Here is a 20,488-nt window from a genome sequence, read left to right as displayed (position 1 = left end):
GTTATTCCTCCATCATACTTTGTAAGTAATTCGCTAAGCCGATATTGTGAATTAAGGATTGCTGTGTTTCTATCCAATCAACATGCTCTTCTTCATATTCCAGAATATCATTCAATAATTCTCGACTAACATAGTCTTGTTCTTGCTCTGCCAGCGCAATAGCTGAGCGTAACAAGGTAATTTGATCGGTTTGAAAATCAAGATCACATTGCAGCATTTCTGCTGTTTCTTCTCCGATTAATAACTTTCCGAGTTGTTGAAGATTTGGTAAGCCTTCAAGAAATAAAATTCGCTCAATTAAGTCATCGGCTTGTTTCATATCTTTAATGGATTTTTTATAAGATTTTTCATTCAACTCGTCTAAGCCCCAGTTCTTATACATTCGAGCATGTAAAAAATACTGGTTGATAGACGTTAGTTCAGATGTAAGCACCTGATTTAACATAGATAGTATTGTTGGTGAACCTTTCATGATAACCCCATACATTAGAAGACGCGCTATTTATTTGTCTTAACAGCTTAGCAGTTATCTGTTTGTTTTAAATGAATTTGTTAGAACGTTTAGCAGTAAAAAGTACGATAAGCAGAGTTTATAAAATAAGCAAGTAAAGATAGAAATAGAAGTAATTACCATTAAGACATAGAGCCAAAAAAGGCTCTATAATTAGAATTATTTTTGTTTGTTTTTCCAGCTATTAAATTTGCTGTGCACGCCGCGCGTTAAAGAGGCAAAATATTCTTCCATCACATCCACACCATAAAGAATTGCCACAACCAACACAGATATTTTGATTGCTGTTAGTTCACCAGCAACATAAATCGAGACTCCAATCGCAGCGAGGACCCAGATAGTGGCTGCAGATGTGACCCCTACCACAATACCATCTTTTGCAAGCATCACACCCGCCCCTAAAAATCCAACTCCTGTCACGACCTGGCCAATGATCCGAGAGGTGTCTGTCATATCATTATTTAAAGAATTTGATGCAGCGATAAACAAATATGTGCCTAACACAATGAGAGCGGAGGTTCGAATTCCAACAGGTTTCCCCCTCAGTTGCCTTTCTAAACCAACAATCAGCCCACATAAAATCGCACTGCCCACTTTACTCCAATGAAATGGCGCGATAGATAATAACTCGAAAATTTGCACATCTACTCCAGTTTAAGATTTAACACGCTGAACTTAGGTCAATCTCACCTTCGATTCAAGCTAAATCAGATTAAAAACCGGAATCTTTACTCTATTGCACAGAACGCTTCGTCAATCATCTCGCGACACAAACCTTGCAATCAGGCACTTTGAAAATCACTCAAATTGAACAGCACAACTAGGAAGTAAAGTTACTATTAACTTTCTACCGACACCTTGGTCTCAGTGCCACTCTATTTTTGCATGAGTACATGCATTTAAATATTTGATGTTACCCAAATTGAAGCTACCAATACCGTTATGGTAGAAGCCGCTACATTTTTAGATAATAATTCCAGTGAGCTCAATTTGTCGTACACTGCTTGACGCTCACCCCAGTAAAATAAGGTGCAAGCAATCATATTTTTTGCATTTTAATCAGCAACTAGATTTCTTAATTTCAATTAATAGATAGTAGTTCTATTTGTTGCTCAATTAAGTTCAGCTGCTGCTTGAGTAAGCTTAATTTGACCTTGTTTGGCTTTTGTCTGGCTTGGATCAAAGAATACAAGCTTCGCTTTGCTAACCCAAATTCTGATGCAACATCTGAAATTAAACGTTTGTTCACGAGCACTTCGTTGATTGCTGCTTGTTGTTGCTCTATCGACACACTCATCTTTTTTCACCTTGAGCATCTTCTTTAACACCATCTTCACCAACAGGCCATTGGCTGATGTCGATTGAATACAAAGTATAAAAGTAGTCATAAATTAAGTGGGGGATATCTGACCATAGCTTCATAACGATTCTCCTAACTAAAACCATTAATAAACAACTTTTATGCCACAGCAAATAAAATATTTAATCGATTGTTTTTATTGAATTAAATATCTTTTAATTCTCGTATAAATCCATTTTAATGTTCATATAAGTGCAAATTTGACCCAAAATGAGGCAGTGATATACATATTTGTTATTGTGTTATCGCTTTAAATTATCAGCCGCTTAAATTTCTATACTAGACTTTAGTCTTAGGTGCTATTTGATTGTCGGTGGGGTGATTATTATGAAAACATCACAAGCACATTTGATTTTTAAGCTAACGGGGATTTCTTTTCTAACACTGTTTTCTTTACATTTACTCAGTTCTGAATATACCGATTGGACTCAAAAATTAGCCTGCCAAGCCAAATGTGATTCTCTAGGTTTTGGCAAGTGTGTTTACCTTAGTCACTCTCAAACTCAGCACAAAGAAGAGCAATGTCGTTGCCAAGCCAAAGAAGTGGTTTTTTTAGTGTTAAATTAGGAGGCTGTTTCAAAACAGCTCATTCACTGACAGCTATCGATACTTAGCTGAAATACTTAGTGATTACTCGCAACGGCATGCAATTGAGTCCCTTTATTTAATCTCAATTGTAATAATTCATCATCTAAGTATTCAAATATATCACTGAGCTCTGTGTATCGAGTAATGGTGGTTGAAACAATATTGATGTTTATCCAATTATAGGTTTCATAGCGACTGGATAAATTTATTTTATTCAATTTGGCAACTAAATCATTCGCGGCATGTTGATTGGTGTTGGGGCAATGGACGAGATATTGATATCCATTGCGATAAGCAAGCACCTGATCACAATCGAGCACTTGGGACAATTTGTACAATACTTCTATACCGACTTGCTCTGTTGCAGCTAAGCCAAGCTCATTTTTTGACGACTCTAAGCCATCAATATCAATCAGTAAAAAAGAACAAGGGTAATCGGATTGGCACTTCATTTTCACCACCAAACGCTCTAATGCGCGTTGGTTGGGCAATTGTGTAATGGGATCAACCATCGCAAGCTCTTCACAATACAAAGACATCAACTTCGTATCTTGCCAGCGACGGTACGCAAAAATAGCAAAAAAGAACACCATTAAGAAGATGGCTGAAAATACTTCATCTAGCTCAAGAAACTCAAACTGGCGAGAGTATGAGTAAATAGATTCTAAAAAATCAAATTGGGCAAATATTAAGAAGCATATAATAAACATGGCCCCTAATGCGATTAAATCCATTTTTGTCCGCTTGATAAGCTTTGTTTTTACAATTTCTAACAAGTAACCTCCAAAAAAATGACAGCGCTGACAATTGATAGTACTACGTTACTTTGACACTGCAAATTTTTATTTCATAAAACTCAATAGAACCAAAACTCAAATAAAAAGCAAAAAAAAGCAAAAAAAAGCGCTGATAAATCAGCGCTTTTCAAAAAACAATCGTGTTACTTAGTTAAATCATCAAAAAACTTTTTCACACCATCAAAAAAGCCCTGTTGCTTAGGTCGGTTTTTTGCACTATCACCGCCCATACTTTCTTCTAACTCACGCAATAATTCTTTCTGGCGTTCGTTTAGATTAACAGGTGTTTCGATCACAACTTTACAAATTAAATCACCTACCGAGCCACTTCGAACAGACTTCACTCCTTTTGCTCGTAAACGGAACATTTTGTCGGTCTGACACTCAGAAGGTATTTTGAGTTTTGCGCGCCCGTCTAATGTGGGCACTTCGACATCACCGCCAAGCGCCGCAGTCGTAAAGCTGATTGGCACTTCGCAATATAAATTATTGCCATCGCGCACAAAAATAGCATGTTCACGAACAGACACTTGAACATACAAATCACCAGCAGGCGCGCCGTTAAGTCCAGCTTCACCTTCACCTGATAATCGAATACGATCGCCTGTATCGACGCCAGCAGGAATTTTTACAGACAGGGTTTTGGTTTTCTCAACTCGGCCTTGGCCATGACATTTGTTACATGGATCAGAAATAATCTGCCCGCGTCCGTTACACGTTGGACACGTTTGCTGCACGGCAAAAAAGCCCTGACGCATTTGAACTTGACCAGAACCATGACACGTGCCACAAGTTGTCGGTTTAGAACCCGCTTTTGCACCGCTGCCATCGCATGGATCACACGAAACCCATGTTGGTACTTTAATTTCGACACTCTTGCCACGAACAGCTTCTTCTAAGCTCAACTCCATGTTGTAACGTAAATCTGCGCCACGTTGCTGGCGCGATTGGCGTCGCCCGCCTCCGCCACCAAAGATGTCACCGAATACATCGCCAAATATATCACCAAAGTCACCTTGACCGCCGCCAAAGCCACCATGACCGCCACCTTGTTCAAAAGCAGCATGGCCGTATTGATCGTAAGTTTGACGTTTTTGACTATCAGTTAAGATCTCATACGCTTCTTTTACTTCTTTAAATTTAGCTTCTAAGTCTTTATCACCTGCAGTACGATCTGGATGGTATTTCATCGCTAAACGTTTGTAGGCTTTTTTGATGTCACGTTCGCTGGCGTCTTTTGCTACACCGAGTACTTCGTAATAATCGCGTTTTGACATAATTTACAACTCTACCCTTTCTCAGCCCGAGGGCATTTGGCTATTTCGATGCCTCATTACCCAAGCTAGATGCGGGTAAAAACAGCCCTTCAATCTCAAATTTTACATAGACTAAGGGCGCGTTAGATCCTCAGACCTGCGCGCCCTTCGAAAAACGATTTATTTCTTGTCGTCTTTCACTTCTTCAAACTCAGCATCAACAACATCATCATCTTGCTTAGCTGATGATTGTGCCTGCTCGCCTTCTTGTGGTTGGCCAGCTTGTGCTTTAGCTTGAGCAATTTCCATTAATTTTTGTGACTTTTCCATCAAGGCCTGAGTTTTAGCTTCGATTTCTTCTTTATTGTCACTCTTAATGGCAGCTTCTAATTCAACTACAGCCGCTTCGATTGCTTCTTTATCTTCAGCAGGTAAGTCATCACCGGCTTCTTCAACTTGCTTACGTGTACCATGTACCATCGCATCGGCTTGGTTACGAATCGCCACTAACTCTTCGAATTTTTTATCTGATTCAGCATTTGCTTCTGCATCACGGATCATCGCTTCAACTTCATCATCTGATAAACCTGAATTAGCTTGAATGGTGATTTTTTGCTCTTTACCTGTATCTTTATCTTTTGCTGATACATGTAAGATACCATCTGCATCCACATCAAATGTTACTTCGATTTGTGGTGCACCACGTTGCGCAGGACGAATACCTTCTAGGTTAAATTGACCTAAAGACTTATTATCGCTTGAACGCTTACGCTCACCTTGAAGTACATGAATCGTTACCGCAGACTGGTTATCTTCAGCTGTAGAGAACGTTTGTGATTTCTTCGTTGGAATAGTAGTGTTTTTCTCGATTAATGCAGTCATTACCTGACCCATTGTTTCGATACCAAGTGATAAAGGACACACGTCTAGTAATAGTACGTCTTTTACGTCACCCGCTAATACACCACCTTGAACTGCTGCACCCATCGCAACGGCTTCATCTGGGTTAACATCTTTACGTGGTTCTTTACCAAAGAAGTCAGCCACCGCTTTTTGTACCATTGGCATACGTGTTTGACCACCCACAAGGATAATGTCATTCACATCGCTTACTGATAAATCAGAGTCTGCAAGGGCTTTTTTAAGTGGCTCAAGTGATTTCAATACTAAATCTTCAACTAAAGATTCTAGTTTTGCACGAGATAACTTCACGTTCATGTGCTTAGGACCCGTCGCATCAGCAGTCACGTACGGTAAGTTTACTTCGGTCGATTGCGCTGAAGATAATTCAATCTTCGCTTTTTCTGCCGCTTCTTTTACACGTTGCATGGCTAAAGGATCTGTTTTTAAATCGATACCTTGGTCTTTTTTGAACTCACTAACTAAGTAATTGATAACGCGGTTATCGAAATCTTCACCACCTAAATGCGTGTCACCATTAGTTGCAAGTACTTCAAATGTTTGCTCGCCTTCAACATCATCAATTTCAATGATTGAGATATCAAATGTACCACCACCTAAGTCGTAAACAGCAACAACATTGTCACCTTGCTTACGCTCAATACCGTATGCAAGTGCAGCGGCTGTTGGCTCATTGATGATACGTTTTACTTCAAGACCCGCAATACGGCCAGCATCTTTCGTTGCTTGACGTTGTGAATCGTTAAAATAAGCAGGTACTGTGATGACCGCTTCAGTCACAGGCTCACCTAAGTAGTCTTCTGCTGTTTTCTTCATTTTTTTCAGCACTTCAGCTGAAATTTGAGGAGCTGCGCGTTTTTCACCACGAGCTTCTACCCATGCATCGCCATTATCAGCTTTAACGATTTTAAACGGCATAATACCGATATCACGTTGTACTTCTTCATCTTCAAAACGACGACCAATTAAACGCTTGATTGCGAATAATGTGTTTTGAGGGTTGGTCACTGCTTGGCGCTTTGCCGGTTGACCTACTAATGTTTCACCATCAGCTGTATAAGCGATGATTGAAGGAGTGGTACGATCGCCTTCCGCATTTTCGATTACGCGTGGCTTACCACCTTCTAATACTGATACACACGAGTTCGTCGTACCTAAATCGATTCCAATAATTTTACCCATGAATCTTCTCCTACATCTAAAAACTTTGTTAATTCGGTTGTTGACTAGTTAATAGGGGTGGCTGGAGTTGAATTCAATAGAAGAAACTAAATTTTTTTTAAAAAAGTGGTGTTTTTTATCAAAACAGTCTTTTTCGTGTATTTTTACAGCAATGAAAAGCTCAAACGAGTAAAAATACACCACTCAAAGTGGTCTGACCATAAGTCTTTGTGTTATAAAATGCCTTCTTATATTAATTTTGAAGATCGTTAGCTATGAATTTTGATCAATTATTAGCGCAAACTGCTACTGACTCTGCCACTCCCCTTACGTTTCCAACTAGCTGGTGCCAAGGCCGAACGGCATTTGGTGGGATCTCCGCTGCCATGTTGTTAGCCGCCGCGCAGCGCAAAGTCAGTCATGAGTTTCGTTTGTTATCTATGAGCACCAACTTTATCGGGCCTTTATTAGCAGACACCGACTTTCACATTGAGATAGAAGTGCTCAGACAAGGAAAAAGTAGCTGCCAAATATTGGCCCGTGCTATTCAGCAGTCGCAAACGTGTGTCATGGCACAAATTTGTTTTGCCAAACACCGTCCGTCTGATCTTTCGGTTGAAAATAATCAGCAATGTGACTTACGCCCTGTCGACCCTTCGTTTGTGATCCCTTATCACTCTGGCGTGAGTCCGGAGTTTTTTCAGCATATTGATCTCAGCCCTCAGCAAGGGGCCATGCCTTTTACCGGCGCTGACACCTCACACTTAGGTGGGTGGATGAAATTTAAAATACCACCAACCCAGTTCAGTGTCGCTCACGTGTTGGCATTAACCGATGCATGGCCACCCACTATGCTGCAAATGTTCAAACAAGCCGCCCCCGCAAGTTCAATGTCTTGGTATATTGAGTTTTTAAGTGAGCCGCAATTGGAGCGCACACAGTGGTTAGGTTTTGAAGCAATTACTCACCATAGTTCAGATGGGTATGCGATTGAAGATGCTAAAATTTGGAGTGAAGCAGGGCAACTAGTGGCACTCTCACGTCAAACAGTGGCCATTTTTGCGTAAAAGGTTCTCTTATTAATAAGACACTGCCTTAAAGATAAAAAAACAGCCCACCGAATGCGTGGGCTGTTTTTTAATACTTAGTAACGACGTTTAATAGCACATGCCATTAGCATGACAATGAACCAATACAAGGTCCCACCTGACGATTCTTCCTTTTTAGGAGGCACGACAATTGGAGGCTCAATCACTTTGACGTCATCATTTTCAATACTCACGATCAGCACTTGTGGCTCAGTACTTAAATAATCACTGAACAAGGTGATACTGAACTGACGAGTACCATCCACAACCGAATTATCTAGAATATTAATCGTGTAACTATGGCTCACGACACCATTTTGCAACTCTGTAGCTGTCTCAAGTAACTCATAATCAACACCAGCTTTTGCGCTACCATCGATGGTTTTGATTGAATAAGCTAGGGTATCATCTGCACCATTGACACGCTTAATCTCGACATTCATGGTTTGTTGATTTTCATTCACGACCATTGCAGTGGTATTAAATTCAATGGTGCCTCTGATTTCGTTATCGGTAATCGTCACAATTAACTCTTTTTGCTCACCGATATTCTCACCTGTTAACAACAATTTGAATTGTCGGCTGCCATCTACCGTCTGGTTATCAATTAACGAAACAGTGACCGTTTTCGTCAGTTGCCCTTCATCAAATTGATAATTGACAGGCCCGATTGCAACAAAGTCTACATTTTCTTGAGCATCCATCGCTTCTGTATGGAGCACAAAATCCCGATTGTTCGCGTCAATAATATTTCTTGTCACGGTGATTTCAAACGAATCCATCGCTTCTGATTGCGACACTGCATTATTTGAAAACTCAATCGCTAACGGTGCAGGCTCTTTTGTAAAGGATAATTCTGTTAGGTAATTCGTTAAGATCACGCCTCTTAACGAAGCCGGTATTTCAGAGAATCTCGCTGTCGAGGCTATTACTGAACCCAATTCAATTTGGTTACTTAGCGTGACGTCCACGTCTAATTGGTCGACGTGCCAGATAGGCTTTGCCTTTGGATCCAAAGAAGTTAAATGAGTATAGAGAATATAATCGTTTTTATATTCTGGTGTATAAGAAAGCCCAAACTGCTCACTTCCTTCATGACCAATCAGTGAAGCTGAGTCTTGACTCCAGTTATCACCATAGCTGATACCTATCTGAGCGGTGAAATCTGTAAACTCTGGTGTCGATGTCCAAAACCATTCAAAATTCTCATAATACACATGACCGCCAGATCTTATATAACTTAATATATGCTCATTTTGCGTTGCAGTGAGGGCACTTTGCGATGTGTTATCAATAAATACCACAGGAGTATCCGTTGCTTGCAACGCGGGCACATCGGTCAGTGAGAGTGAATTATAACCTAATTGCAGTAACGTTTGGCTAATAGCCAAAGCACTCTCTCGCGATTGTAGACTCACAACTAATGGAATTGCTTCGGTTGGGAATTGATAGACTGTCAACTGAGCCACATTCATCGTTTGTGCATGGGTATAAACATTGACTTGCACTTGATTTTCGCCAGATGTCAAACCCGAGTACGGCAGTGAGAACTCAAACGGTGCATTGTTATCTTCTTGAATTAATTCACCATTGATATACAACGCAACCTTCGCTAAGTCCAGTTCAGATTGAACTGTAATTGGCTGTGTCTGTCTGATGATTTGCTGTTCTGTGATCCCTAACACACTAAATACAGGTAAAGACGAAATTTCGGCCTTAATCTTACTCGACTGTTCAGTAATCACCATGGAGCTGATTGAAACAGATTCAGTCGCAGCTTGATACCCTAAGCTACTCGGCGTTGTGCCTGATGCGAATGTTTGCCCTGTCTGAAAATAATCATCCGCGTCGGCTCCGAGCAATTGCTCTATTTCTTCTAAACCGTCCGCTTCAACTAAACGAATTAATTTTTGTTCGGTGTAACTATTATTATTGCTGAAACCATACTCGTTAGCCTTGGCATCAACATGCCAAATAAGTAAGCCTGTATTGTACATGTGGGAATCATTACCTTGTCTATCCCTATGTTGTACAACATAATATTCACTCAACGCATCGTTGAGCGTCAAATTAGGCATAATGATCAGTGCGTCTTTACTTTGGCTGCTGGGCGCTAATTCAATATCGTGGCTACTAGAGCCCACAACTTGTGGTGTGATCCAACCTAGCATGAACTTCGAAAATGCACCGTGATCACCCAACGTGGCATCCATCATATCTAAGCCGCCCGTACCGCCTTGTGGCCCCACAGTATCATCATAATCGTAGAAATCAGGAAGCCCTAGGCCATGCCCTGTTTCGTGGATAAGCGTTAAAGGATCGAATTCATCTGTTGCATTATTACCACTTAGCCACTGCCAAGAAAAAGCCGCAAGCTGCTTACCAGATAATGTGTATTCCGGTTCATTAAAACTGCTTTGCCAACCCCACCAAAGGGATGACCATTCACCGATCTCTCCAGTCCACACCACAGAAAAGTAATCGATATATCCGTCACCATCATTGTCATATTGGCTGAAATCATGGCCTTGTTGCTCAAGTGCCGTCAGCGCCTCTTTGATCATCTCGCGTGCATCATCTTGCTCTGCTCTGGGCTTTGATAATCGATACCAGCCCACGACATCACCTGTAATGGTCAATTGATCATAAGATGAGCGTTGATAAAAATTCTTTAGACTTTCATAAGGATATCGTTCAGGTAACCCTTCACCATAAATATGATTATAAAGTACCTCTTTGCTTTGATGACTCGGTGCTGGGGCATCCGAGAAATCAATCAACAGCGTAAATGTCTTCACTGTTCCTGTGGTTGGTAAACCTAAATGTCCAGGAATAGCAGACAATTGCGCATTCGTATTTTGTAAAGGATGCGTTAAGTACTGATTAAGAACTTGCCGAGAGCGCTGTAGTAATTGAGGCGCAATAATATGATTGCCCTTAGATTTCGCGTCGTCGATTCGCTTGGCAAGTGAGCCATCTTGCTTATATTTTTCAAGTTGTTTTTTAGTAGGGGGTTGCATTGCACTTGAATGAGTTGCAGCAAAGAAGCAAAACAGCATCCCAAGAAGAATAAATGTTTTCATAACGTGTGACCTAAACTTTAAGTGCCGATAATTTTGACAGTCAATGGAATCGATCACAATTGATAAATCTACATTATGTTAACTGATGTAAACATTCCGGTTTAAATTAAAGGTGAAGAAGCTAGATAGGAACAATGGACTTCCCAGCTCTCACTAGACAGTCTGTTGTTTCAAAAAATACGCTTCTTCGAATTTAGCAGGTGATATACCGCCTGTATGCGAGTGGCGTTTTTTTGGATTGTAAAACATTTCTATAAAGTTAAATATCTCTGTCTTCGCTTCGACTCTGGTCGAATATATCTTCTTTCTGATCACGCGCTTTTTAAACGTAGCAAAAAAGCTCTCAGCAACCGCATTATCATGACAGTTTCCTCTGCGGCTCATGGAAGGAATAAGATTATGCTCTTTCATAAACGCTAAATAATCTGCACTGCCATACTGACTGCCTTGATCGCTATGTACCAACACAGATTGTTCTGGCCGACGTTGGTAAACGGCCATTAATAATGCCCGGATAACCAAATGCTTATCCATGTTTTTATCCATCGACCAACCGACAACGCGTCGTGAGAACAAGTCGATAACTGTCGCTAAGTACAGAAAACCCTCATACGTTCGCACATACGTGATGTCACTCACCCACGCAGTATTAGGTGAGTCTGGGGCAAAATCACGCTCCAATACGTTATCTGCAATCCGTGATGGCTTAACGCCTTTGATGTATTTGCGCTTGTAACCAATCTGCGCTCTAAGGTTGTTCAGTCGCATAATTTTAGCAACACGGTGCACGCTACAAGACTCGCCCGCTTCACGAAGATCACGATGTATCCAAGGGCTACCATATGTTCCGCCGCTGGCAATATAGAACTCTTTTATCCGCTTGAGCAGGCGATTATCTTCAATCGCTCTCGTGCTCAACGGCTGTTTAAGCCATGCATAAAAGCCACTGCGATTGATTTTTAATACACGGCACATGGATAACACAGAGAACTGCTTCTGGTGATCTCGGATAAAGGCGTACTTTACTCTAGCTGGCTTGCAAAGTACCTTGCGGCCTTTTTTAAGATGTCCCTTTCCTCCGTGACCCGCTTCAACTCTGCCTCTAACTTAGCAATTCGAACCGAATCATCAGATGACTGGCGAACGGCTTTATTGCCACTTAACTGGCTTCGCCAGTGATAGAGGGATTTAGTTGAAATACCAAGCCGATCAGCAACTTCCTGAACTGAATAACCACGCTCAGTAATTTGCTTGACTGCTTCTATCTTAAACTCTTCGGTATACCGTTTGCCTTTGCTCATAAACACCTCTATTTGAAGTTACATTGTAACTGTTAAAAGTGTCTAGCAAAGTCTGGGAAGTCCACAAGGAGGTATAAACAAGGAGCAGACTTGCTCCTTGTTCAGTATGTTCGTTTACTTAAACGAGCGGCGGATCAGCTCAAACTCCTTCGCTTGGCTTTCAATTTTAATGTTTTCCAATTGAAGTAGTTCTGCTTGCGATAGGTTATTCTGAGACAACTCGCTGATATTAATTATATTTTGACTTATTTCGTTGGCGACCATGCTTTGCTCTTCTGACGCAGTAGAGATTTGAGTGGCTAAATCTGAAATATCCGTAATTGATTCATAAACAGAATCGATCACTTGTTGAGTTTGGCGTGTTTCTTCCACACAGAGTTCAGCAGATTGTTTACCTTCTGCCATCACTTTTGACCAAGACAATAACGTACTCTGAATTTCTTTAATTGAGGTATGAATTTGCTCTGTCGCACTGCGAGTTCTGCTTGATAATGCTCTAACTTCATCTGCAACAACAGAAAATCCACGTCCATGCTCACCCGCTCTTGCAGCTTCAATGGCAGCATTCAGTGCCAGTAAGTTTGTTTGATCGGCAATGCCTTGGATCTCTTGCATAATCCCACCAATTTTTTCAGCTTCATCTGACAATTGATGCGCTGAATTAGCAGAATTAGCAACTTCAACCGCTAATTCTGACACTTGTCCCATGGTGCGAGTCATGGCAGTTTTAGCTTTATTACACGCTTCTTGAGCGGAACGAGAACGCTCTGCCGTAGTCACGGTATTGCCTGCAACTTCTGTGATAGTCGCCACCATTTCTTCCACAGCTGTCGATACTTGATGAAGTTGGTCTGACTCCTCTTGAACCCCAGTGATAGTCGAGTTGGCCGCTTGTTCAAGGGTGAGAGTGGCCGTGCGTAATTTAGCCGCATTATCTTCAAGGCGCCCTAAAATTGTATTGACTTTGGCTTCATTGATTTTGATATGAAAATCAGCAAAGCTATGGGCCTTTTCACCACTAAAGACCTGCCGAGACACACTGTCATACTGACTGGATAATTGATGAAAGTACTGAGGTGTTTTAAAGAGTTCTTGTTGATAAATGAGCGCAAATAGACAAGGCAAGATCAGAGCAATAAAAGGATTTTGCAACACACCATAAAAAATAATCAGTGAAAGCGTAATCATCAATATATGCTTATGCATTACGGTTAAGGTTGGAAACAACGACCCTTTATTTTGATTGATAGCTGCATATAACTGCTCAGCGTTACGCTTGAACTCAGGTTTTAATACTGTTCTAACCGATTGAAAACCTGTTAATTTGTTATTTTCGTATAACGGAGTCACAAAAGCATCAACCCAATAGTATCGCCCATCTTTACAGCGGTTTTTTACCGCCCCACGCCAAGGTTTTTCTGATTTTAAACAATCCCATAAATCTTTAAATGCCGCTTTAGGCATATCAGGGTGGCGAACAATATTATGATTTTTACCGACTAATTCATCTTCTGTGTACCCTGCAACTCGACAAAATCCGTCGTTTGCATAAGTAATGATCCCACGAGGATCGGTGATTGAAATCAACTGCTCTGAGGCATTAAAAACAACTTCTTCATTGATTGTTGTTTGATTACGACGCATGGGGAAACCTTGAAATAATAAAAAATAATGCGCTTTCATAGTGATAATTCAGAGCCGTTTATTACTGAAACTGGCTTTTTATCACTAGATGGCATCATATTAGGCACATTTGCCACGAAAAACAAAGAGAGAGTATGGGAGAAAAATTCAAAAAAAACAATAAGACAAACAGGTGGTCAATTACGGTAACAAGCTGATCTTAAGATGAATAACTTTATTTTTTTAGCTTAGCTTTTCACATCAAACAACATTTTGATTTTTTTAGTTAAGGCCATAATATCATTCGTACGAACGGGTAAAATCATCACACTATCATCACCGGCAATAGCAGCGAGGATATGAAACTTTTTACTTTGCTTCTCAAGTACGCGAGACACAATATCCGCGCTACCAGGCAAGGTTTCGACCACCACCAACGCTTCATTAGCATGCACCCCAACCACCAATTCATTCACTTGTGTATCTAAGGTCGGCATGATCAGTTCACGTTTTAACACATAAACCGCCTGTCCCTGTGAATTTTTAAGGTTTACAGCCCCTATTTGATTCAGAATACGGGATATCTGTGGCTGACTGACATTTTCAAAACCCCGCTCATCCAAAAAATAAGCCAGTTCATAATGACTGCGAATTTGCTCAGTCTTTAACAGCTCTTTAATTGTTTGGATAAGCGGGCTTTGTTTTTTCATCTTATCGATTCATGGCATCGATAAGAAAAGCCGACAATGCAGCGCCTTCTTTTAGGGTTGTTTCTGAGCTCACTTTTCCTTGTAATGAACTATCAGTAAACGGCGCAATCTCCATCATATCCGCCCCAGTGATTGGGAAGTGTTTATTGAGTTCTGTTAGGATCAACATCGATTCATCTGGTGTCATGCCGTCGTATTCAGGCGTGCCCGTTGCAGATGCATATTTTGCATCCAGTGCATCAATGTCAAAGCTGACATACAATTCATCGACCTGATCGGCTTTGAGTTGAGCAATCACCTCATCGACAATTGCCTGCGCGCCTTTTTCGCGGATTTCATGAGCCCAATGTTGTTTCACGCCAAATGTTGATTCCCAATGAGACTTAGGTTTACCACTTGAGCGGATACCAAACTGAATCAAATGATGTGGAGCAGGTAAAAATTCGAGTATATGTGTACACCAAGAACCAAAACATAAATCAATGCCTAGACGCTCAACCAATAAATCAGTGTGGGCATCGAAGTGAATAATCGCGGTGCGAATACCACGCTCACGTTTGGCTTTTAGGTAAGACTTGGTCAGTGGATAGCTGATTGAGTGGTCGCCACCGATCCCAAAAATACCTTTATCTGGAAATTGTGCATAGAAGTCATCACATACATCTTCAGTAATCGATAATGGGCTGACAAAATAGGCTGAATCTTGGTTTTGATACAAGGCTTTTTGGCAATTGGCGATTGTCCCTTCGTTAAGGTATTTATCATGTAATAAATGAGGAATGACACGGACATCACCTAAATCAAAGCAGGTCGTTGACGGTTGTTGCTCTATCAAGGCACTTCTTAGGAATAAAGGCCCCCAGTTTGCGCCGCGTAAAATACCGCCACCGCAATCAGAGCTAATCCCAAGAATTGCAGCTTTATGTTCACTTGCAGGTAATTGATCTAAAGACGCTTGCCATAACACATCGATATTATCTGTTTGGCCGTATAATTTTTGATGCAAGGCCGCTTTTCTTTCCTGTGCAGTATTGACGGTAAATACGCCATTTCCAGGTGGGCATAAACACTGTGAGAATTTACTTTTTGTATCTAACCAATCATGACTCATAACTTGCTCCAATTTGAGGCGTATAGTTTTATATTAACTGTACGAACTAACCTGACTATTTATGCAAAAGAAAAAGAATTAAAAAAATGTGTGTTTCACACATGATTGACAAAGACACCACCTCACATCAGTAAAAGACATATCGCTAAACAATAAAAATAAGCATATATATCAGCTTGTTAAAATCAGATTATTGACGAAATGGTATATTTAGGTAATCAAAACACTTTGCATAAATACCTATTGAGTTAGCAATATACCGGATTAGGGCGCAAGTCAAACCAAGGCATATTTGTCCAACGCCGTATAATGACTGTCTATGCGCTTGCGCTGCATAAATGTTTGAATGGATAATCACAGACGCTAAAAAAGGTTCGGAATGTATTGAATCACTAAGGTTTAATTATTAATAAGATAATTGTGACCTTTACATACCTGAAGTTTAATCTGTGATTAGTGACAATTTAATCGAACTAAAACTCGTATTCGAGTGCAATACGAAAACTGTGATCTTTCCCCCTATGGCTCACCTCTGTGATAAATCCAGCTTCCCATTTTAACTGTTTTTGCCCATCAAACCGCTGCAGTCCCATAAATCCAGGTCCTATGCCAACGAAATCCTCGCCAATAAAAAGCTCAATTGATGGCTGGACTTGCGGTAACCAGCGATAGCGATATTGTGCTCTAAACTCGGTTTCAAGTTCATTGTCGATGGTATTACCCCATTCATAAACGACAAATAAATTCATTGTTAAGCTAGTACGATTAATTTCTTTTTCAAAAATCAACCCTGATGTCAGTTCCCAGATATCAACTTGGTGTTGTTTTTCTATTTCAACCAAAGCGCCCCAGTCAGCCCAGTACTGTCCTTGTTCAACGAGTTGCCAACGAGCTTCAATTTCATAGGCGTGTAAACCATAATCATCACTATTATCACGTTGACCAATTAAATACCCTTCTACAGCAAAAGTATCACTGAGCGCTTTACCATAACCAATTCGTTGAAAAAGATAGTTTTTATCCTCAATTTGACGTGAAAGAAGTCGCCACTCAAACTCTTGCTCATAGGGGAGAACATAAGGGTGATAGACTTTATCTACCACCATACCATCCGCATTGGCGACGGTATGCATCATCATCGTAAACCCTAAAAACGTGAACAATTTATAATTCATAGCGTTTCCTTAGCTTTATGCGGCTTTTGACTGATATGATAAAAATAACTTGCCATTGGTACGCCTGTTAAAAATAAAAATAACATCAGCTCCCACAACATAGGTGTTGCTTCATAACCAAACAAAGCACGCATTAAACGACCGACTTCGGAGCTTTCATCAATCACGTTATTTATGTTCCAAAGTGCCTGTTGTGCAGGAATATAATCAATTTGTACCAGTACATTTACAACGGGGATGATCTGACCAACTAAATAAAGAGTCAGTAACAGAGTAATCAACCATGGGATCCGTAAGCTCAACTGATAAAGTAAAAAGTAATACAAAATACTAAAGCTTAAACACACACCTAACCCTAGGGTTGCACCAACAATGAGCGCGTTCGTATTATCTGACTGGCTCCAATAACCGAGTATGTATATTAAAAAGTCACTGCCATTTAGAATCAAAGCCGCACACAAACCTAGCATCAAAAAGTTAAATCGACTTCGTATTGACCAATTAAACGCAATTATACTCAACACACAGGCCACATACAGTAAGCAGCGCAAGGCAATCGTCATCCACTCAAGTCCATTAAAGTCAAACCATTCACTAATTTGCGCGCTTTGTTGGACATAAAATACCGCTCCAATTAATCCAAAACCAATTGTTCCCCCCACCTTCAATACTGGCCTTGTGAATGATGCTGTTTGAGCAAGCGAAGCTAAATGATTTTGCCAAAATAGCAATAACAAAACACATAAGATGAAAATCGGCAAGGCATCACTTAAGGCGATAATAACGGTATTAAGTAACATTATGGTTGCTCTTCTTTAGACTCAACCGCAATCACAACCCCTTGTGCTGTATTTGGAGAATATTCGCCAAAAAAATGATATTCGCCTGGCTGCAAAGGCCCGATAAAAATAGAGGCCACACGATTAGCAAAAATAACTTTTTCACGATTTAAGTCAAAACTATCAAATTCTTCAGGGGTATTATCTTGATTTCGAATGATCAATTTGATCTTTTTATATGCAGGCACTTCTATCTGTGCAGGATAAAACAAGTGATCTTTCAGAATAACTTCTACCTCGTGTTTAGCATAGGCCCACAGCGGTAGAAATAACCCACTAAATACGACGGAGTAAGTTATCAAACGCCTTTTAATCACCTTTAACCTCCTCAACTAATTGGGAGTTTTTAAAACAAACGGTAATCGCTAACCCACCTAAATCACTTTCATCTAATGTAATCTGTGCATGATATAATGTAATAATATGTTTCACGATGGCGAGCCCTAAGCCGCAACCGATCACGTTCGAGTGATGCCCATCACCACCCACACGATAGAACCGGTCAAAAATACGAGTGCGTTCTTCTGTGGGGATCCCAGGCCCTGAGTCTTCGATTTTTAGCGTCACCCTTTGCGTGGTCTGTTTCAAACTAATGTGGATTTGACCGTTATCGGGGGTATATTTAATCGCATTACCAATTAAGTTTTGTAATAACGTCATAATGGTAAACTGATCAACAGGTAAAACAACATCATCCCCCTCAAAACTAAGATCATGGTTTTTTTCTAAAACCTGATTGTAAAGTGACTCTACAGCATCTTGTATCACGCCTTTTAATGCAATAAGTTGAAATTGATTTTTGAACTGTTCAGGGTGAGTGCGATTTAATAACATCATTTGCTCGACCACGTGAGACATCCGCTGAACACCTTGCTCTAATGCTTGGAGATTCTCTTTGGGATCTCCTTGCTCACTCATAAGATTGTGCATTGAAATTTTTAAAATACTTAATGGCGTGCGCAATTCGTGAGCAGCGTCAGACGCAAAATGTTTTTCACGTAAAAAAGCCCCTTGAACCCGCTCCAACAATCTGTTTAATGTCTCGACAACGGGCCTCAGTTCAAAAGAGTCCCGACTAAGCGTCACTGCAGAAAAATCATCTGCTTGTTTAGTCTGTAATTTATCTGCTAAGCGAATGAGTGGGTTTAAGCTGTGTTTCACCAAAATACTGATCATTAACGCTAATAACGGCATGCTTAAAATAAGGGGAGTGACCGCTGCAAGAGTCATATTTTCGGCTAATTCAAACCGATAGCGTTGTGGTTGAGCAACTAAGATCCAAGCATTGTCTTGATGGTGGCTAAAGGTACGCCAACGCTGGCCGGCAAAGTTTGAATGTGCGAAACCCGCTTTAAAAGCAACAATCGGCTTTTTATGTTGGCTAGCGGGCACGAGATTGAGCATTAGCTTTTCGTTCACCCAAATCTGAATCGCATAATTATTAAATTGAACCGATGCTTGCTCTAGCATAGGTCCATGCACACTGCCAACTAATGGGTTCATCGCACGAGCTAATGAGACCAACTCTTGGTCAAACAGTTCATCAGCCTGTTGCATACTCGACTTATAACCAGCAATAGCGGCACCGAAACAAACCAGTACAATACTCGCCAGCAACACCATAATTAAATGGGCTCGTAAGGACATTAGGCTTTGCCAACAATATAACCGATGCCACGCACTGTTTTGATAAAGCTATCAGGCAATTTCTTTCGTAAATGATGGATATGCACTTCGACCGCATTCGAGCTGACCTCTTCCCCCCACTGATAAAGTTTTGTTTCAAGTTGCTCTCGCGATTGGATCCGCCCAGGGTTTTCCATCAATGCTTTTAACACCATATATTCTTTTCGGGGCAATTCTAATTGCTCTTCCCTAACAGCCACAGTATTGGCGGCCAAATTAAGTACCACATCGCCAATGACTAATTGCGAGCTGGCAAATTGACCGTTACGACGCGTCATCACTCGTAAACGCGCTAATAATTCAGAGACTTCAAACGGTTTTACTAAATAATCATCAGCCCCTAAATCAAGTCCTTTAATTTTATCATCGGTGCTATCTCTCGCTGTCAAGACTAACACCGGCAACATGGCTTGGCGTTTTCGAATATGTTTGAGAATATCAATACCATCCATATCTGGTAACCCTAAATCTAGAATGACCAGATCAGATTCAGCCATATCGATTGCGATTAATGCTGAGCGCCCATTGGCACAATGATCAGCCGTGTAACCTTCATGGCGCAATGTTTTCAATAAGCCTTGTGCCAGCAGTTGATCATCTTCAACTATCAGTATTCTCATTATTTCTTCTTCAGTTTTTTATTCACTTTTACCAATAGTTGATCAATTTCTTGATGACGATACTGATCTGCTAATGGCCGCTCAGCTCTTGGAGGTGCTTGATTGGCAATTTCTAAATATATTTTAGCGTCGGAATATTTTTTTTCATCATAAAGATATTGGCCATAAAAGTAATTAGGATCAATGCCTTTTGAGTTTATTTTTATGGCTGTGCTTAATAGTTCAGCGGCTTTTTCATCATCACCAAACCCTATTGGCCAGCCTGGCACTTTACTATAAAGAGTCCCTAAACTGGTATACGCTGATCCATCCAGTGCAGTTGCATCTAACAGCAGTGCTTTTTCAAGGGCGCTCTTGGCTTCTTTGGCAAGCCCAAGTGCACCCAAGCCCCCTTTTGCTCCGGCATAGCTTGATTTAATAATGCCAAGCCAAATATACCCCTCAGCTTTATCCGAGTATGTCTGCTGAAATTGTGTTATTTCGGTGACTAACTGCTCAAACCCTTTTTGTTGGGCTTTATCAGTGAGTTCATAATTGACTGTGACCCACTGGTGCTGAATGTCGAGTAATTCACTGTGCATATCGGCTACTACATTAAATGAATAACTGGCGCAGCTGGCCAACAACAAAGAGATAACGGCTAATTTTTTCATCATCA

At 40.7% G+C, this 20,488-nt stretch carries 20 protein-coding genes; 2 read left to right on the top strand and 18 right to left on the bottom strand.

Annotation, left to right across the window (positions count from 1 at the left end):
- Position 1 precedes the first annotated feature (1 nt).
- From bfr to PULV_RS22105, 4 genes are all read right to left on the bottom strand, one after another.
- A complete protein-coding gene (gene bfr, locus PULV_RS20955) occupies positions 2–472 on the bottom strand; it encodes a bacterioferritin (RefSeq protein ID WP_086743531.1) in 471 nt (156 codons plus the stop codon).
- Positions 473–670: 198 nt separating this feature from the next.
- Positions 671–1,153 carry an MgtC/SapB family protein gene (locus PULV_RS20950; protein WP_193332573.1) on the bottom strand — a complete coding sequence of 161 codons (483 nt, stop codon included), beginning with the start codon at positions 1,151–1,153 and terminating at the stop codon, positions 671–673.
- A 439-nt stretch (positions 1,154–1,592) separates the two neighbouring features.
- Positions 1,593–1,808, bottom strand: a complete 216-nt coding sequence (locus PULV_RS20945) for a hypothetical protein (RefSeq protein WP_086743533.1) — start codon at positions 1,806–1,808, stop codon at positions 1,593–1,595.
- Positions 1,805–1,933 (bottom strand): hypothetical protein, encoded by a 129-nt coding sequence (locus PULV_RS22105; RefSeq protein WP_264372495.1) that lies wholly within the window; start codon positions 1,931–1,933, stop codon positions 1,805–1,807. The genes PULV_RS20945 and PULV_RS22105 overlap by 4 nt, the downstream gene beginning before the upstream one ends.
- 265 nt (positions 1,934–2,198) lie before the next feature.
- Here PULV_RS22105 and PULV_RS20940 point away from each other — a divergent pair, with 265 nt between their 5' ends.
- Positions 2,199–2,438: a hypothetical protein gene (locus tag PULV_RS20940; protein ID WP_140372844.1), complete on the top strand. Its 240-nt coding sequence runs from the start codon at positions 2,199–2,201 to the stop codon at positions 2,436–2,438.
- Positions 2,439–2,494: 56 nt separating this feature from the next.
- Here PULV_RS20940 and PULV_RS20935 read toward each other — a convergent pair whose 3' ends face one another.
- The 3 genes from PULV_RS20935 to dnaK form a co-directional block, all read right to left on the bottom strand.
- Positions 2,495–3,193, bottom strand: a complete 699-nt coding sequence (locus PULV_RS20935; RefSeq protein WP_193332572.1) for a diguanylate cyclase domain-containing protein — start codon at positions 3,191–3,193, stop codon at positions 2,495–2,497.
- Positions 3,194–3,399: 206 nt separating this feature from the next.
- Positions 3,400–4,533, bottom strand: coding sequence for a molecular chaperone DnaJ (gene dnaJ / locus PULV_RS20930; RefSeq protein WP_086743536.1), 1,134 nt, complete (start codon positions 4,531–4,533; stop codon positions 3,400–3,402).
- A 159-nt stretch (positions 4,534–4,692) separates the two neighbouring features.
- Complete coding sequence (dnaK, locus tag PULV_RS20925) at positions 4,693–6,615, bottom strand: molecular chaperone DnaK (RefSeq protein WP_086743537.1); 1,923 nt, start codon at positions 6,613–6,615, stop codon at positions 4,693–4,695.
- 254 nt (positions 6,616–6,869) lie between these two features.
- Between dnaK and PULV_RS20920 the strand changes: the two genes are divergently transcribed.
- Positions 6,870–7,661 (top strand): thioesterase family protein, encoded by a 792-nt coding sequence (locus PULV_RS20920; RefSeq protein WP_086743538.1) that lies wholly within the window; start codon positions 6,870–6,872, stop codon positions 7,659–7,661.
- 77 nt (positions 7,662–7,738) lie between these two features.
- Here the strand turns inward: PULV_RS20920 and PULV_RS20915 are convergent, their stop codons facing one another.
- The 11 genes from PULV_RS20915 to PULV_RS20865 form a co-directional block, all read right to left on the bottom strand.
- The gene (locus tag PULV_RS20915) at positions 7,739–10,765 is read right to left on the bottom strand and encodes a M6 family metalloprotease domain-containing protein (protein WP_193332571.1); all 3,027 of its coding nucleotides are present in this window, start codon (positions 10,763–10,765) and stop codon (positions 7,739–7,741) included.
- Positions 10,766–10,918: 153 nt separating this feature from the next.
- Positions 10,919–12,066 (bottom strand): IS3 family transposase gene (locus PULV_RS20910; RefSeq protein ID WP_193330725.1). Its coding sequence is split into 2 segments (ribosomal slippage): positions 10,919–11,832 and positions 11,832–12,066, totalling 1,149 coding nucleotides; the frame shifts between segments, so codons are not numbered across the junction.
- A 114-nt stretch (positions 12,067–12,180) separates the two neighbouring features.
- Complete coding sequence (locus PULV_RS20905; protein WP_193332570.1) at positions 12,181–13,710, bottom strand: methyl-accepting chemotaxis protein; 1,530 nt, start codon at positions 13,708–13,710, stop codon at positions 12,181–12,183.
- A 227-nt stretch (positions 13,711–13,937) separates the two neighbouring features.
- Entirely contained in the window at positions 13,938–14,399 is a 462-nt protein-coding gene (locus PULV_RS20900) for an arginine repressor (protein ID WP_086743540.1), read from the bottom strand.
- Between the two features lies 1 nt (position 14,400).
- The gene (locus PULV_RS20895) at positions 14,401–15,510 is read right to left on the bottom strand and encodes an arginase family protein (protein ID WP_193332569.1); all 1,110 of its coding nucleotides are present in this window, start codon (positions 15,508–15,510) and stop codon (positions 14,401–14,403) included.
- Positions 15,511–15,983: 473 nt separating this feature from the next.
- The gene (locus tag PULV_RS20890) at positions 15,984–16,685 is read right to left on the bottom strand and encodes a hypothetical protein (RefSeq protein WP_193332568.1); all 702 of its coding nucleotides are present in this window, start codon (positions 16,683–16,685) and stop codon (positions 15,984–15,986) included.
- Entirely contained in the window at positions 16,682–17,485 is an 804-nt protein-coding gene (locus PULV_RS20885; RefSeq protein ID WP_086743543.1) for a hypothetical protein, read from the bottom strand. The genes PULV_RS20890 and PULV_RS20885 overlap by 4 nt, the downstream gene beginning before the upstream one ends.
- Complete coding sequence (locus tag PULV_RS20880) at positions 17,485–17,841, bottom strand: cupredoxin domain-containing protein (RefSeq protein ID WP_193332567.1); 357 nt, start codon at positions 17,839–17,841, stop codon at positions 17,485–17,487. Before PULV_RS20880 ends, PULV_RS20885 begins: the two co-directional genes overlap by 1 nt.
- Complete coding sequence (locus tag PULV_RS20875) at positions 17,834–19,171, bottom strand: sensor histidine kinase (RefSeq protein ID WP_193332566.1); 1,338 nt, start codon at positions 19,169–19,171, stop codon at positions 17,834–17,836. The genes PULV_RS20880 and PULV_RS20875 overlap by 8 nt, the downstream gene beginning before the upstream one ends.
- Complete coding sequence (locus tag PULV_RS20870) at positions 19,171–19,830, bottom strand: response regulator (protein WP_086743546.1); 660 nt, start codon at positions 19,828–19,830, stop codon at positions 19,171–19,173. Before PULV_RS20870 ends, PULV_RS20875 begins: the two co-directional genes overlap by 1 nt.
- Positions 19,830–20,483, bottom strand: a complete 654-nt coding sequence (locus PULV_RS20865) for a tetratricopeptide repeat protein (RefSeq protein WP_193332565.1) — start codon at positions 20,481–20,483, stop codon at positions 19,830–19,832. The genes PULV_RS20870 and PULV_RS20865 overlap by 1 nt, the downstream gene beginning before the upstream one ends.
- Positions 20,484–20,488: the final 5 nt, after the last annotated feature.

Origin of the sequence: Pseudoalteromonas ulvae UL12 (genome assembly GCF_014925405.1) — a bacterium.
Taxonomy (GTDB): Bacteria; Pseudomonadota; Gammaproteobacteria; order Enterobacterales; family Alteromonadaceae; genus Pseudoalteromonas; species Pseudoalteromonas ulvae.
The sequence above is the reverse complement of the archived record's forward strand: the minus strand, read 5'-3'. Positions and strand labels throughout refer to the sequence as shown.

Bases quoted from the DNA above. Each gene is read 5' to 3' on its own strand.
- PULV_RS20895 (WP_193332569.1), bottom strand. From the start codon at position 15,510: ATGAGTCATGATTGGTTAGATACAAAAAGTAAATTCTCACAGTGTTTA.
- PULV_RS20945 (WP_086743533.1), bottom strand. From the start codon at position 1,808: ATGAGTGTGTCGATAGAGCAACAACAAGCAGCAATCAACGAAGTGCTC.
- PULV_RS20885 (WP_086743543.1), bottom strand. From the start codon at position 17,485: ATGTTACTTAATACCGTTATTATCGCCTTAAGTGATGCCTTGCCGATT.
- PULV_RS20920 (WP_086743538.1), top strand. From the start codon at position 6,870: ATGAATTTTGATCAATTATTAGCGCAAACTGCTACTGACTCTGCCACT.
- PULV_RS20865 (WP_193332565.1), bottom strand. From the start codon at position 20,483: ATGAAAAAATTAGCCGTTATCTCTTTGTTGTTGGCCAGCTGCGCCAGT.
- PULV_RS20900 (WP_086743540.1), bottom strand. From the start codon at position 14,399: ATGAAAAAACAAAGCCCGCTTATCCAAACAATTAAAGAGCTGTTAAAG.
- dnaJ (WP_086743536.1), bottom strand. From the start codon at position 4,533: ATGTCAAAACGCGATTATTACGAAGTACTCGGTGTAGCAAAAGACGCC.
- PULV_RS20890 (WP_193332568.1), bottom strand. From the start codon at position 16,685: ATGAATTATAAATTGTTCACGTTTTTAGGGTTTACGATGATGATGCAT.
- PULV_RS20905 (WP_193332570.1), bottom strand. From the start codon at position 13,710: ATGCGTCGTAATCAAACAACAATCAATGAAGAAGTTGTTTTTAATGCC.
- bfr (WP_086743531.1), bottom strand. From the start codon at position 472: ATGAAAGGTTCACCAACAATACTATCTATGTTAAATCAGGTGCTTACA.
- PULV_RS22105 (WP_264372495.1), bottom strand. From the start codon at position 1,933: ATGAAGCTATGGTCAGATATCCCCCACTTAATTTATGACTACTTTTAT.
- PULV_RS20935 (WP_193332572.1), bottom strand. From the start codon at position 3,193: ATGGATTTAATCGCATTAGGGGCCATGTTTATTATATGCTTCTTAATA.
- PULV_RS20940 (WP_140372844.1), top strand. From the start codon at position 2,199: ATGAAAACATCACAAGCACATTTGATTTTTAAGCTAACGGGGATTTCT.
- PULV_RS20915 (WP_193332571.1), bottom strand. From the start codon at position 10,765: ATGAAAACATTTATTCTTCTTGGGATGCTGTTTTGCTTCTTTGCTGCA.
- PULV_RS20870 (WP_086743546.1), bottom strand. From the start codon at position 19,830: ATGAGAATACTGATAGTTGAAGATGATCAACTGCTGGCACAAGGCTTA.
- dnaK (WP_086743537.1), bottom strand. From the start codon at position 6,615: ATGGGTAAAATTATTGGAATCGATTTAGGTACGACGAACTCGTGTGTA.
- PULV_RS20875 (WP_193332566.1), bottom strand. From the start codon at position 19,171: ATGTCCTTACGAGCCCATTTAATTATGGTGTTGCTGGCGAGTATTGTA.